A 14,262-nucleotide genomic window follows, 5' to 3' on the forward strand; every position below is an offset into this window, starting at 1 on the left:
CACTATGGTCGCCGATGTTGGAGACGACGCTCTCCGCAGCTTCTGTAACTTTTAACGGAAATCTCTCGTCTTCACCTTGATCGTGTCCAGGTGGAGGTCCGGAATGAAAATGTCGCGCGGCCGAACAGTCCGAGGCGGCAAGCCGCGTGGATCGGGCATAGGCGAGCCATGGTGAAACTCGTCGCCCCGACCATGCGGTAAGGGGAAGGCTGTCTCCCGATCGCCGACGCTCGCCAGGGCAGCGGAGAGGTCTGTGAGCCGCTGGGCGACGAGATGGACCACTTCCCCCTCGCGCTGCACGCGACCGCGCACCGCGATCATGCCCGCTGAAAGGATTATGCGACGGTTCTGCTCGAAGACCTTCGGCCAGACCACGAGGTTCGCGATGCCGCTTTCGTCTTCCAGCGTTATGAACATGACGCCCTTGGCAGACCCCGGACGCTGTCGGACCAGCACGATGCCGGCCGCTTCGAGCCACCGGCCGTCACGCGCTTCCATAGCTTCGAGGCAGGTGACCATTCGGCGCCGCCGCAAGTCCTGCCGCAGGAAGGATACGGGGTGATCCCGTAGAGAGAGGCTGACGTGGCGGTAGTCTTCGACGACATCGCCACCGGCCGTCATGGGTCGGAGAACGATGGCCGGTTCGGCAATCTCGGGCACGATTTCCGCTTCGCGGGCCGAGGCCGCAGCAAAGAGCGGCAATGGTTCATCCCGAAGCGCCTTGATTGCCCAGAGCGCTTCCCGACGAGCGAGACCAAAGGGCGGCCGGAAACCGTCTGCCTCAGCGATCTGCGTCAATGCGCCCACGGGCACGCCAGCTCGGCGCCAGAGGTCGTCCACCGACATGAAGGGATGACCCGCCTGGGCAGCGACGATCGCCGCGCCATGGGCGTTTGCCAGACCCTTGACCATGCGCAGGCCCAGCCGGACAGCAAATCGGCCGTCATCATCGATCGGCTCAAGCGTGCAGTCCCAACGGGACGCATTGGCGCACACCGGTCGCACTTCGACGCCATGATCTCGTGCATCGCGTACGATCTGGGCCGGCGCGTAGAACCCCATGGGCTGGCTGTTCAGGAGCGCCGCGCAGAAAACGTCGGGGTGCCAGCATTTCAGCCAAGCGGACGCGTAGGCGATAAGCGCAAAAGAGGCTGCGTGGCTTTCCGGAAAGCCGTAAGAACCGAAGCCTTCGAGTTGCTTGAAGGTCTGCTCGGCGAAGGCAGCGTCGTAGCCATTGGCCACCATGCCGGCGATCAGCTTGTCCCGGAAATGCGATACACCCCCGGTGAACTTGAAGGTCGCCATCGACTTGCGCAGCATGTCGGCTTCCCCGGGCGTGAACCCGGCGCATTCGATCGCGACGCGCATCGCCTGCTCCTGGAACAGGGGAACGCCGAGCGTCTTGCCCAGAACCTTCTCGAGCTCCGGCTTTGGATAGTGGACGGGCTCCAGCCCCTCCCGGCGACGAAGATAGGGGTGAACCATGTCGCCTTGGATCGGCCCAGGCCGGACGATGGCGACCTGAACGACGAGGTCGTAATAGGTACGCGGTTTCAGGCGCGGCAGCATGGACATCTGCGCGCGGCTTTCGATCTGGAAGGTGCCGAGCGTATCGGCCCTCCGGATCATCGCATAGGTGCGTGGATCCTCCGCAGGGATGGTCGCCAGATCGAGGTTTACGCCCTTGTGCTCGGCGAGTAGATCGAGCCCCTTCTTCATGCAGGTCAACATGCCGAGCGCCAGGACGTCGACCTTCATGAACTTGAGAGCGTCGATATCGTCCTTGTCCCATTCGATGACCTGACGATCGACCATCGACGCGGGCTCGATCGGCACGAGATCGTCGAGGCGGTCATGGGTGAGCACGAAGCCGCCAGGGTGCTGGCTGAGGTGGCGCGGAGCGCCCATCAGTTGCCGGGCAAGATCGAGCGTCATCCGAAGGCGCCGGTCTGCGAGGTTGAGATTCAACTCCTCGACGTGGCGCTTCTCAACGCCTTCCTCTGACCACGCCCACACCTGCGACGACAGCGTGCCGATCAGGTCTTCGGGCAGTCCGAGCGCCTTGCCGACGTCCCGCAACGCACCCTTGGTGCGATACCGGATGACGGTCGAGCACAGCGCGGCATGCTCCCGGCCATAGGTCTCGAACACCCATTGCATGACGATTTCGCGCCGCTCATGTTCGAAATCGACGTCGATGTCGGGCGGCTCGCGCCGTTCCTCGGAGATGAAACGCTCGAACAGCAGGTCGTTGCGGCCAGGATCGATCGAAGTGATGCCAAGAACGTAACAGACGGCGGAGTTGGCGGCCGACCCACGACCCTGACACAGAATGTCCTTTGACCGCGCGAAGCGAACGATGGAGTTCACGGTCAGGAAATAAGGCGCGTAGTCCAGCTTCTCGATCAACCGCAACTCATGCTGGAGGGCGGCGGTCACGCTCTCGGGTACGCCCTCGGGATAGCGTTCAGCCGCGCCCTCCCAGGTGAGCTTTGCCAACGTCTGCTGGGGTGTGAGTGCGGGATCGTCGCGCTCTTCCGGATACTGGTAGGCAAGCTCGTCGAGGCTGAAGCGGCAGCGGTCCGCGATCTGCAGCGTCCGGGCAAGGGCCTCGGGATAGCGGCTGAACAGACGATGCATTTCGTCCGGCGGCTTGATGTAGCGATCGGCATGTCGCTCTCGCCGATCGCCAAGCGTATCGATCGTGACGTTGTGCCGGATGCATGTGACTACGTCCTGCAGGATCCGCCGGGCCGGCTCGTGGAAGAGGACGTCGTTCGTCACCACGGTGGGCACGCGCATCTGTGTGGCCATGTTCGAAAGCTCATGCAGTCGGAGCTGATCGTTTGGCCGGCGGCGCAAGGTGAGCGCGAGATAGGCTCTGTCGCCGAAAGCGTCCCGCAATCGCCGCAGCCGGAACTCGCACTCGTCATCCGCCAGGTCGGGTACGAGCGCGACGATCAGGCCTTCGCCATACGCGACGAGATCAGGCCATTCGAGGACGCACCGGGCCTTGCCCCCTCGCTTTTTGCCCAGGGACAGAAGACGGCAGAGGCGCGAATAAGCGGGTCGATCCGTTGGATAGACGAGCACGGATGTCCCGTCAGAGAGGTCGAGCCGGCAACCGACAATCAGGCGAACGCCGGTCGTCTTGGCCGCTTCATGAGCACGGACGACGCCGGCGAGCGAATTCCGATCGACGATGGCGACGGCCTCGATCCCAGCCAAGGCCGCTTGCGCAAACAGTTCCTCGCAGGAGGACGCGCCGCGCAGGAAGCTGAAGTGTGAGGTGACCTGCAGTTCGACGTAGCGAGGTGAGCTCATCCGAAGACCCCGTGGATGAACCAGCGGTGCGACCCCGTCGCCGTGTCTTCGCCGTCACCGGCACGATAAAGCCAGTAGCGTTCGCCGGCGTCGTCCTCGACCCGAAAATAGTCTCGGACGGCGACCAATTCGGCGTCGCGCTTCCACCACTCTCCGAACACGCGCTCCGGTCCATCACCCCGGCGCAGTCGGCGACGCACGCCGCGCCAGGTGAATGAAACGGGCGGATGATCAGGCAAGAGCGCTACAGTCTCGACCTGCTCCGGATGGGCCAGCAGACGCGAGGGCCGCGGCCAATGGCCGGGCCATGCTGCGCCCGTATCGGCGGCCATCGCCGGAATGCGGGCAACGGAGCGTTCCGGGACGTCGCTCGCAACCGGCGCCAGCCGATAGAGCGCCTGCTCGCCCACCCGGTTCATGAGCGTATCGATCAGGTCCGAGACGTCCGGCACACTCTCCTCGATAAGCGAACTAACGGTTTGCCGGCGCTCGATCGGCTCGGCGACGCTGGCTGCAAGCGTCATCACCTCGATTCCAAAGCCGGGCTCGATCGTCTCGATCTTGTCGCATAGGAGGCGCGTCAGGCGCTTTGCATCCCGGACCGGCGTTGCCATTCCAACCCGGACCGCCTGTGAGCGACTGTCGACACGGTGGCAGATAAGGTCGAGGCGTCGTGCGCCGAGACCCGCTGCCTCGAGGCGGTCGCAGAGCTGATCGACGAGCTTGGCGATGTAGCGGGCGATGGTCTCCGCCGCGCCAATCGGTTCCGCGAACGACCTGCGCACTTCGATCAGGTCGGCGGGTCGAATCGGATCGATCGGCTCTGACAGATCGCCAAGCGCCTGATCGATACGGCGGCCGATCGCTGGACCGAAGCGCAGGGTGAGCGGCGCGCGCGGCTGCGCGAGGATATCGCCGATGGTTTCAAAGCCAAGCGTCCGCAGCGCCGCGACTATCGAAGCGTCGATGCGCAGCGCGGCCAGCGGAAGCGGTTCCAACAGCGATGCATCATGACGTTCAGGAGCGATTATCGTCGCGCGGGCTGCAAACCGGGCCAAGGCGTGGGCCGCGCCCCAGCTGTCGGCGATCGCACCGCGAGCGGCGATACCGGACATGGCCAGCCTACCGATCAGGCCCTCCAGCATGACAGCTTCGCCGCCGTGAAGGTGATCGGCTCCGGTCGAGTCGATGATGATCCCGTCTGGAGGATCAGGGGCCACGACAGGCGCGTAGCGCAGGAGCCAGGTGGCGAGCCGATCAAGTGCCTCCACATCGGCTGCCGGCTCGGCATCTTGCACGATGAGGTCTGGCACCAGGACCTGAGCCTTGGTCACAGGCATGCCGGGGCGAAGGCCGGCGGCCACGGCAGCAGCATTCGCCGCCAGCACCACCCGCCTGTTTCCTTCCCGGCCAATCAGGACGAGCGGCGCCTCAGCCGGAGGCGCCGCGTCGCCAGCCTTCCGCCGAAGCCGGTCGGTGGACCAGCTCGGCAGGAAGAGCGAGACGACCCGTGTCATCGCACGCCTCCAACTCGAAATCTGCACTCTCGCCCGCGCGTGCGCGGATCAGTTCGACCAGCCAGCGGGCACGCCCTACGCCCGGAACAGGCAGAGGTGTCGATGGCACCATAGACACGCGCCAGCGTGTCATCGCGGCGGTGGGTTGGCCGAAATCAGTGGCTTCGGTCTGTCGTCGCCAACGCCGCAGCGCGATACCGATCGATCCGCTGCCCTCGGCTGCCAACTGCAGGCGGCGCGAGGCTGTCATGGAAAGCCGGGCCACCTCACCGAGAACCGCCCCTAGACCACCATGGCGCAACCCTTCCTCCATGCAGGCCAGCACGGTCTTGTCATCGCCGGCTTCGAGATAGATTACGCGATCTGACGCAAGACCTGCCTGGGCGATCGCCGGCGCGAACAGGTCCGGACGGGTGATACACCAGAGGATCTTGCCCTTGGTTCGAGCCGCGACGCCCGCGCTGAACAAGGCTGCTGCAGCACCATCGACCGCGCCATTCCCACCGCCTGCAATCTCATGCAGCGCGCCAAGCGCCAACCCGCCACCGGGGAGTCGTGAGTCGACGTCGGCAATCCCAAACGGGAGAACCGATTTGGCGCGCCGACTCCGGCCTTCGATCTTCTCGATCTGCGCGCGCAAAGACTCTATGGCGGGTTCGGGCCGCACGCTTCCAGTTGACCTCCGGATAAGGGTTCGTCATCATGTTCTCTATTTGTTCTATCTTGCGCGTGTGAGAGTCAAGCCGGTTTTCCGGACAGGAAGAGTTTTAGCCAATCTTGAAAGAGGACGCGCGTAGCCGGTCCGGTGAAAAAGACGTGGACCGCTACGGCGGCGAGATATCTGCCGGTCCTAGATAGGCGATGTCGATCTTGCCGACATCCGTGGCTACCACAGCCCGGAGCAAACCGATCCGGTCTGGATTAAGCGCAGCCTGGAGGGTGCCAAGCGGCGCGGCGTCGGCAGAAAGTACGCGGGGTTGCCCGCCCCAGTAATGAACTTGGACCGGTGTGCCCGGAGGCGGCGGCGCTCCAAGCCAGTTAACTGACGCCCAATAACGCCGATCAGCCCAGGTGCGGTTGTCAGCGGGCATGAAGCTGTTTGTGAACTCCGTCCAGATCGCCTTCGTCTCTGCGGTAGGCCAGTCGGGCAGAGCGCTCCAGGCGGCGACGGCGTCCGAATTGAGCCATTCCCGCAGCTCCTGTCCCGTCGTGAAGGTCGCTGCGGTGTCGGTGACTGCCTTGATCGCGGCAAGCCGCGAGTTGAAGCCGGCTTGGATCAGGATCGAGGCTGACCGATTGAGCGTGCCGGTCTCCACCGCAGGAACTGCTGCGCCAAGTTCGTGATCCTCCAGTAGAAGATCGAAAACGCCGACCGTGTCACCGTTGGCGGCCGCCCGAACGCGGATCGCCTCCATCGCCCAAGGCAGGCGATAGACGAGGCCACCCTCTACAAATTGCAGGGTCTCAGAGGCCTGCGCTGCGCCCAGCGCCGCGAGCGGTTGGCCAAGCAGCCATGCGCGCAGGATGTCGCGCCAGTTCGCCGGCAGGGGATCGGGGGTGAAGGGATAGAAGGCGAAAACCCGTTCGGCGAGGCCGGCGATCGCAGTGATCGCCCCCTCGGTGTCTCCTTCGAGGATCGCGCCATTAGCTTGGATCAGGAGAAGATTGGCGTCGGCGGCGATGGCATCGAGCGCATGGCCTGTCGTCAGCCCAACCCCCGCGAGGAAGTAGCCGCGTCGTCCGGCGGCCGTCGACTGACTCCAAATGAGTCGGCTGCGGGACACGAGGCCGGCCTTCAGCACCTGTCGAACCTGCAGGTCCTGGCGCTGCAGACGGCGGTGCCACAGTGAGGATTGGAGGATGTCGTGGAGGGCCGTCTCGATGCCCTCATCGGGAATGTCGTTTTCCCCGATGAGGCTCAAGATCGCCGTATCGAGCGTTGCGACATGTCGTTCCCAATCGGCGAGCGCGCGTTCGCGTTCTTCGGGCTTCTCGTTTGCGACTTCCGGGAAAGTCCAGGCGGCCGCGTTGTTGACGACGTACTCGACCAGCTGATTGAGGTCGCCGCCGATGCGCGAGCGCATTCGCGTCAACAGCATCGCGACAAGCCGCACGAGGCCGCTTTCCATCTCGCGCGCGCCGAGGTCGGTGATGAGGGCTTCCCAGTTGCGCCGCTTCTTGGCGATCTCGTCGAACATGGGGAAGAGAACGATGCCCTCGACATCGACATAAGCGCGGCCCGCGCGGCCGATGACGTTCTTGAACTCGCTGATCTCAATGCGCTCGCCAGCCCGGTGAAGGGAATACATGACGACGGCGGTGGCGGAGAGGTTGAGGCCCTGCGCCAAGGTCGGAGATGAGATCGTGACCTTGAGAACATTCTCGCGTAGCAGGCGCTCGACCTCCTTTCGATAGGCGGTGGGGAGTGCGCCATGGTGAAGGGCGACACCGAGGCGAAGGCATTTCAGGATTGCGCTATCGGCGCCCAGCCATTCCTCACCAAGCGCAATCGCCGTGTTCAGAAGGTTCGGGTCGGCCTCGAGCAAAGAGCGCAGGGCGCCGCGCTCATGCAAATCGACGATGACGTCCGCAAACGGCTCGACGCTGCGCCGCTCGGGGCAGAAGATCAGGACCGTCTGACCATCATCGACTAGCCGCCAGGCCGTCGCAAGGCAGAGTTCGCGCTGGTCGTCGGGAAAGAGACGGGTGCGCCGGCGCTTCGGCGGAATCCAGTTGGGTGGGGCCGCACCGGTGAGAAACCGCTGGACCCAGGGCCGCTCGTCGCCAACCCGCAGGTTGAGCCGCGCCGTTGGCGACGTCCAAACCACTTCACCGAACCGCAGCCGGGTCGGCCGCCAATCGTTCTTGATCAGCCCGCCCGGGTGATCGCGCCGCAACCAGGCGGCAAAGTCGTCGAGCTGGTCGCCATCTGGCAGGATCGCCGAAAGGCAGACGATCCGTCGCTCCTGCGCGTCCGGGCGACGAAGAAGCCGCTGGATCTGTACCTCGTAACGGACCTCACGCTCGTTGGGGCCGATCATATGCCCTTCGTCGAAGACCAGCAGACCGACATCGTCAAGGAGCGAGGGGTCGTTGCGCAGGGCGAAGTCGAGCTTCTCCGGCGTCGCGACCACGATGTTGCGCTCGCGGATGGCGTCCTCGTCGAAGCCGCTGACGCCGATGCTGCCATATAGGGCCGAGATGGTCTTGCCGAGCGGGCCGAAGGTCCGCTGCAACGTGGTCTCGGTCTGTGCCGACAGCGCGCGCAGCGGGGTGACGAAGACCACCCGCTTGCCGCCCGCTAGGCACCTTAGAATGCAGAGTTCGGCGATGCGGGTCTTGCCGGCGCTTGTCGGCAGCGACACGACCAGGTCGTCGGACTGGTCGGCCGCCCGAGCGGCCGCCTCCGTCTGCGACGGCCAGAGGTCGATTTCCGCTTTCGGGCGACGCTGCAGTAATGCGATGAACAGCTCGCGCAGCGGCTGCCAGTCGGCTGCGGCACCACCGGCCGGCTGAAGCGGAACCCTCTCGTGAAAGGTGCTTGACCAGAGATCCGAGAGGAGGTGGATCGCGACGCGATGCGCCCACCATTGCGGCAGCATGTTCATCTCGCTGCAGATCGCGAGGCTGGTGCGAAGCCGTTCGAGCGCTTGGTCGATCAGCGGCCGCTCGCCCCGTTCGAGAGCGAGCAGGAAGAGCGACATGGCGGCCATGAAGGCATCGGTGAGCGCGATATCGAGACCGTCGAAAAGGAAGTCGTTGCCGTCCTCGGGCGGGGCGGCAACGGCTTCGGCCTGATCGAGCTGAGCTTGGATGCCTGCGGCGATGCGTGCGTCGCTGCCTTGGCCGGAGGCGCGATAGTCGAGGACGCTGGAGCGCAGGGCGCCGAAATTGCGGCGCATCAACTGCGCGAGGGCCCGCTCGACCGGCGAAAAGTTCTCGTCGGTCTCGACGATGGCGAGCAGCGAATATGCGCGTGCCGACAGATGGGCGAGGTGATAGGCCCCAGCGGCCATGACGAAATGGAAGTCGCGATCGACCTCCTGGCGGTCGCCCTTGGCCATCACGGCTTCAAGCGCCGTGGCCGCCTGCTCGAAGGCGGTGCGCGCCTGGGCAGCGTCGCCGCCAAAGTCGCGAAGGCGCAAGCCAAGGCCCAGCAAGGCATAAGCGTAAGAATGAAGATCGTAGCTCAGTTGGGGCGCGAAGGCCGGTGCGTCGGCCGGAAGAGCGCCATCGCGCCAGATGATCGCGCGGGCCTGGCCGCGTGCGATCAGCCGCCCCCGGAAGCCGGCGGTCGCCGCTTCGGCGATGTCGGCCGCGATCGCTTCAGGGGTTGTTGGCATCGGCGATCACTCGATCATAAACCGCGCCGATGAAGGCGGCGTGCCCGTCGATGTATAGCCCAATGCCCCATTGGTTGATGGCGCCGGGATAGGCTTGAAGGGAAGCGGTCAGCAGCGCCTCGGGCGCGTTGCCGGAAAATGTGAATAGCAAATGCTTGACGCTCTGCGGCGGAATACCGTGCTTGAGTAGCGCGTCGTCGATCGCATCCGCCAGCGGCAGATTATCGAGTTCAAGCAAGCGGGCCGAGATAAAGGACAGGGCGTGCGCCGAAGGCAGTCCGCCGTCCTTGTCTAGGCCAGCACGCGCGTCGGTCAGGACCTGGCCGGTGAGCGTGGCACGGCTCTTCGCTTCGGTCTTTAGGAAATGCAGGCGCTGCGACTGGGCGTCCTGCAGGATTCCGATCACGTCGTCGCCGCGCATCGCCATGTTCCGATGGTCCTTCCAACGCAGGCGCTTGATCGGAGCTCGGTAGCCGCCGCTATGCGCGTCGATCCATTCGGTCGCGTAGATCTCGCCAAGGTCGCCAGACCGGATTTGCTTGGTCGTCGGCAGTTTGCCTTCGATCAGCGCCGCAGCGGCGGGCTTGCCGAGCCTGGCGAGCGCGCGCGCCAATTGTTCTTCCGAGGCGTAGTGCGCGGGTACGATGGCGGCAGTCGCTTGAATGCCGGTGGCGAGGCTCGCCGCCTGTCCGGTCATCACCCGGCGATGGTGTGTCCCTACCGGCCCATCGACAGAGACGCACCAGTCATTGAACTGCGCCATCCTCGTCCCTCCCGGTCATTGAGGAAAGAGGTCGCGGACGCGCATGAACGGCGAGCCGGTTTCAGCGGCACGGCGCACCTTGCGTTCGAGAACTTGGGTGAGTGGGAGTTCACGGTCGAGCATCTCGTAGAGATCGAGCCCGTCCATGCAGATGACGCGCTTGCCGCGCCCGAAGGCCGAAAGGCCCTCTTCAGTGAAGCCGCTGTTGCTGACGAACAGGCCGCGGGTCCAGGCGGCCTTTTGCTCGATCTTGCCATGGAAGGTGTGCAGCTCGGCGACGCCCATCGGCTGGCCGTGCCACTTTGCCTCGACAAGGTAGGTCTCGCTTCCGAGTTGGAAGCTCCCGTCGATCTGCTCTCCCCGCAGCCGAAAAGGCTCTTGGGCCGCGAGGCCAAAGGCGTCGAACAGGCCTTTCAGGAATCCTTCGAAGGCATAGCCGCGCGCATGAGGTGCGAGCGTGGTGACGCGAAGGAGGTCGGACTTAATCTTCGCGACCGCTTGCCGATCGACAGGGGGAGGCGACGGGCTCGCCGCAGGACGTTGGGGTGAGGCGCCGCCAGAAAGGCGGTTTATCAGTCCCTGATACCGCGCCTCCGCATTCGCGACGGGGTCAGCTCCGCCCGACCGGGCAAGATATTCGGAGCGATGCTCCCAGAGCGCGGTCAAGGCGCGGACGGCTGTCGAATCGTCGCAGGTCTGCAAGAAATAGCGCAGGCGCTTGCCCTTTGACCCTCCATTGGCCGAGTATTTCGGATCGTCTATGTTGACCTTGAGCTCTGAGGCAAAGAAGTCCGAGAAGCTGGGATCGGAGAAATCCAGCACGAAGCCGGGACCCCGGACGAAGTCGACGAGGTCGTCAATGAGGCGCAGGTCTATTGATCTAATCGAACTGATGTCCTTTCTCCCCAGCGGACAGCTTTGAGTTAGCTGTTGATCGTTTTTTCAAGCGCGGCAATTCTCGCGAGTACGTCGTCGAATGAAAGCGGTGTCTGGTCAAACATCATCGGCATCATCGCCCGATAATCGGCTCGCAGATCTTTGGCCCGAGCGCCGTCCGGCATGAGCTGGAGCGTGCCTGGCCGTGCCGTTTCGTAATTGGCCCAACCCGAACGAAAGAACGTGGCTTTGTGGCGCGCCACCTGCACCAGCAAACCGAGATCGGCAGCGGCGGCTTGGCCGTCGTCCGTCTCGAGAAGCATGGCGAGGTCATAAAAGTGCCGCGAGAAATACAGCGGCGTGGGTGACCCGGCGGGGCGATGCGCCTCCGCATGGAGCGCGGTCGCCTTCTCCCAGAAGGTCCGCCTCGCTGACAGCACGGTCACGCTGGTGTCGGGATCGGTGAAGAAGTCTGGATAGTCGTCGGCCGCGTAGGGGCGGATGACTTTCTCCTCTGTCGGCCAGGGATCGCCGCGCGCGCCGAGCTCGAATTTCACGCGCGGCGTGATGTAGGCCATGCCTTCGTATTCGGCGGTAGGCAGCGCGGTCGGATAGTGGAAGTTGACGGTCTGCGCGTCACCGGCGTCTATCTCTAGCGACCACTCGCTTTCGGTCGGCTCACCGAGTTGTTCGACGATCGCGGCGCGAAGCGCTGGCAGAAGTCGCTCGGCGATGTGCTGCTCGACATCGCTGACTAGGTCGTCGATCAGCCGAGCCGCCTGCTTCTTGCTGATCCCCTCCTTATCGGGGTCGCGCTCGCCGGTGTATCCGAGTTCGGCACGGTCGAACGACAAGTCGATGTCCTCGGAGAATCGGCGAATAGCGTTGAACGCTTTGGAGAGCGACGTGCCGCCCTTAAAAACGAGGGTTGCCGTGGTGCCCTTCGGTAGACCGAACAGGCGCTTCAGGCTCCAACATACCCAGAAGTCCTTTTCGATGATCGTATTGGCGACGCCCCGCCCGGCGCCGGTCTCCCCGAAAAGAGCTGCACGATCGTCGGTGGGAAGGCGGGCGACATCATCCATCGATATCGGCCACCGCTGCGTGGGCAATCGAGACGAGCGTGGGTCGCATCCAGGCGGGCGCTTGAACGGCGGTTGAGGCCAACGTCTTCTTGTCGTTGGCCGAAAGCCGGCGCGCCGCGACCTGCGCGACGTCAGCCGCCCGAACGGGGCCGACATGACGAAGCGCCTGAACCACCGTCCCGGCGGGGCTGCCCGGTGCGATCAGATGCTTGGGCGAGGCGTGACGAAGGTCGACGACGCGCTTTCCCAGCACGACGCGCCGCGACGGGCCGTCGGTCAGATAAGTGCTTTGTGCCGGGACCTGGGTCGAAAGGCCGAGCGCGTTCGCTGCGCGCGCTCCGGAGATCTGCACCTGCGAGCCGGTCTCCCGCGCAAGAGCGTGGGCGACATCGTCCGGCGCGGGTGACAACGCCCCAAGTTTCGGGTGCAGCTTGGGAAAGTCGTAAAGCCCACGCGCAAGCCGCCGGAGCTGTCCGCCCTTCACTAATCGGGAGAGTGCCTGATCGACAGAAGAGCGGGCGGCAACTGTGAGGAAGTCGCTAGGCGTGAAGACGCTGCCACGTCCGCTGGCGCGGACGCGTTTCATGAGCCGGTCGGGGACTGAGGCGTTTAGCGTCTTCATATGTCAGAAAATAAGGCAAGTTTTTCTGACATGCAAGTGGCGGCATTCCTCGTCTAGAGTGCGACCGCCACTTGCTAAGCATTACGCCGCGGCGCGTTGCTCGTCATTCGCCGCGCCGGCAGCGTCCGGTGCCGCAGCCTGCTGCAAGAAGCGAGCGAGTGCTGCGCGCCGAGAATCCCGATCCACGGCATAGGCAGTTTGTTTGAATTCAATGCCGTCTAGGAGGCCTTGGATGTAGCCGGAGATGGTATCAGCGGCCATGATCAGCGCCGTGTCGAGCGTGTGTATGTAGTTGCTGGTGACGGAGCCCTTCGAATGGCCGACCAGAGCAGCGATAGTGACCTCGGTAAAGCCGAGATCGTTTGCAATGCTGGCAAAGCTGTGCCGCAAGACGTGTGGTGTGATGTCGGCTAGCGGCGTTGCTTTGAAGATCTGGTCCCAGTGGTTAGGAAGGCTTCCGAACGCGTTGTCGTCGCCGTGTCCAGGAAACACGTAGGTTCCTGAGCGAGTTCTCCGGCTAGCTTCCAGGTATTCAACGACCGGTAGGCCGATCGGACGGATTGAGCCTCCTTCCTTGCTGTCAACGAGGCGGAGGCAGCTCGCGCTCGTGTCGGCTTCAGACCAAGCAAGCGTGACCATCTCCGTGCGGCGGCATCCTGTCAGCGCAAGCTGGCGGATGATGTCGACCGATAGCTCATACTTCTCATTTTCAGCAGCCTGCGTGAGAATTTCGCCGAGCAACCGATATTCGGCCTCGCTCAGCCGTCGTGCGCGCACGTTGTCCTTCGGCCGCCTCACACCGTGCGCTGGATTGGTATCGATGATGCCAGCCTCGACTGCATAGGTCAGTATTCCACCAAAAAGTCCGATGGTGCGCGTTGCCGTGCCCGCTCCACCTCGCACGATAGCGCGACCGCGAAGCTTCCTCGTCTTGACGCTGCAGCGGGTCTTGCCGGCCATGATGTCCTTCAGGGCCTTCGTGATGTCCGCTTTCACCAGATCCTTGACCCTATGCGTACCAAGCAGAGGAATGATGTGGCGCTCGATGCGCCCCGTGTCGGAGAGAATGGTGCTGGCTTTCTTGGGGCGCCCGCCCTTTCCAAGAATGAGGCCGGCTTTAAGATCGGCGACGTAAAGGTCACACAGTTCCTTAACGGTAATCGCTTTGCTGTCGAGCTGCTTCTCTTCGGCCGGGTCGTCGCCTTGAGCGATCCTGCCCAACTGGACCTTCGCCTCTTGGCGAGCGCGCTCTGGTGTCCAGACGCCGTGCAATCCGATTGTGAAGCGACGCGACCGCTTGCCGAGCCTGTACTGGATGACATAGCTGCGCTTGCCGGATGCGAATACTCGGAGGCCAAAGCCGGGCAGTTCGTCGTCCCAAATGACGTAATCTTTCGCGCGACTGTCCGCGGCGTCGACGACCCGTTTCGTGAGCTTAGGCATGGGCTTCCTCCGACCCTAGCGTTTCCTCTCGCGTAAGCACCACGTAAGCACGCGGGCGAAAACAGTGGCGGGGAGAAGAGTAGCTTTGGCGGAGAAGAAAGGCAAATTGTTTAGCGTTTACAGGGAGATAGGCGGACATCGGCGGCTCCTTGCGCTTATTGGCGGAGCTAGCCATATTCCCTCCGAAGGCAGAGGTCACAGGTTCGAATCCTGTCGGGTGCGCCACTTCACTACAGAACTGCGAACGCCGTACGCCGCCATATCCACCCTCGAGGCGGCTACCAAGCTC

General features: G+C 63.8%; 9 protein-coding genes. All 9 read right to left on the reverse strand.

The annotated features are described in order from the left end of the window. Positions 1-51: 51 nt before the first annotated feature. Complete coding sequence (locus ATE64_RS04975) at positions 52-3,324, reverse strand: error-prone DNA polymerase (RefSeq protein ID WP_058454234.1); 3,273 nt, start codon at positions 3,322-3,324, stop codon at positions 52-54. Further along, complete coding sequence (locus tag ATE64_RS04980; RefSeq protein WP_058454233.1) at positions 3,321-4,841, reverse strand: DNA polymerase Y family protein; 1,521 nt, start codon at positions 4,839-4,841, stop codon at positions 3,321-3,323. The genes ATE64_RS04975 and ATE64_RS04980 overlap by 4 nt, the downstream gene beginning before the upstream one ends. Further along, the gene (locus tag ATE64_RS04985; RefSeq protein ID WP_207790345.1) at positions 4,756-5,481 is read right to left on the reverse strand and encodes an ImuA family protein; all 726 of its coding nucleotides are present in this window, start codon (positions 5,479-5,481) and stop codon (positions 4,756-4,758) included. Before ATE64_RS04985 ends, ATE64_RS04980 begins: the two co-directional genes overlap by 86 nt. Before the next feature lie 184 nt (positions 5,482-5,665). Continuing rightward, positions 5,666-9,184, reverse strand: a complete 3,519-nt coding sequence (locus ATE64_RS04990) for a DEAD/DEAH box helicase (RefSeq protein ID WP_058454231.1) — start codon at positions 9,182-9,184, stop codon at positions 5,666-5,668. Continuing rightward, positions 9,168-9,947, reverse strand: coding sequence for a Hachiman antiphage defense system protein HamA (locus tag ATE64_RS04995; protein ID WP_027297292.1), 780 nt, complete (start codon positions 9,945-9,947; stop codon positions 9,168-9,170). Before ATE64_RS04995 ends, ATE64_RS04990 begins: the two co-directional genes overlap by 17 nt. Before the next feature lie 15 nt (positions 9,948-9,962). Next, positions 9,963-10,769, reverse strand: coding sequence for a restriction endonuclease (locus tag ATE64_RS05000; protein WP_037251215.1), 807 nt, complete (start codon positions 10,767-10,769; stop codon positions 9,963-9,965). A gap of 101 nt (positions 10,770-10,870) precedes the next feature. Next, positions 10,871-11,908 carry a nucleotidyl transferase AbiEii/AbiGii toxin family protein gene (locus tag ATE64_RS05005; protein ID WP_058454230.1) on the reverse strand — a complete coding sequence of 346 codons (1,038 nt, stop codon included), beginning with the start codon at positions 11,906-11,908 and terminating at the stop codon, positions 10,871-10,873. After that, complete coding sequence (locus ATE64_RS05010; RefSeq protein ID WP_058454399.1) at positions 11,901-12,494, reverse strand: DUF6088 family protein; 594 nt, start codon at positions 12,492-12,494, stop codon at positions 11,901-11,903. Before ATE64_RS05010 ends, ATE64_RS05005 begins: the two co-directional genes overlap by 8 nt. A 117-nt stretch (positions 12,495-12,611) precedes the next feature. Beyond that, positions 12,612-13,973: a site-specific integrase gene (locus ATE64_RS05015; protein WP_058454229.1), complete on the reverse strand. Its 1,362-nt coding sequence runs from the start codon at positions 13,971-13,973 to the stop codon at positions 12,612-12,614. Between the last annotated feature and the right edge of the window lie 289 nt (positions 13,974-14,262).

The organism is Sphingopyxis sp. H073 (genome assembly GCF_001468395.1).
GTDB lineage: Bacteria > Pseudomonadota > Alphaproteobacteria > Sphingomonadales > Sphingomonadaceae > Sphingopyxis.

Bases quoted from the DNA above. Each gene is read 5' to 3' on its own strand.
- ATE64_RS05015 (WP_058454229.1), bottom strand. From the start codon at position 13,973: ATGCCTAAGCTCACGAAACGGGTCGTCGACGCCGCGGACAGTCGCGCG.
- ATE64_RS04990 (WP_058454231.1), bottom strand. From the start codon at position 9,184: ATGCCAACAACCCCTGAAGCGATCGCGGCCGACATCGCCGAAGCGGCG.
- ATE64_RS04995 (WP_027297292.1), bottom strand. From the start codon at position 9,947: ATGGCGCAGTTCAATGACTGGTGCGTCTCTGTCGATGGGCCGGTAGGG.
- ATE64_RS05010 (WP_058454399.1), bottom strand. From the start codon at position 12,494: ATGAAACGCGTCCGCGCCAGCGGACGTGGCAGCGTCTTCACGCCTAGC.
- ATE64_RS05005 (WP_058454230.1), bottom strand. From the start codon at position 11,908: ATGGATGATGTCGCCCGCCTTCCCACCGACGATCGTGCAGCTCTTTTC.
- ATE64_RS04980 (WP_058454233.1), bottom strand. From the start codon at position 4,841: ATGACACGGGTCGTCTCGCTCTTCCTGCCGAGCTGGTCCACCGACCGG.
- ATE64_RS04975 (WP_058454234.1), bottom strand. From the start codon at position 3,324: ATGAGCTCACCTCGCTACGTCGAACTGCAGGTCACCTCACACTTCAGC.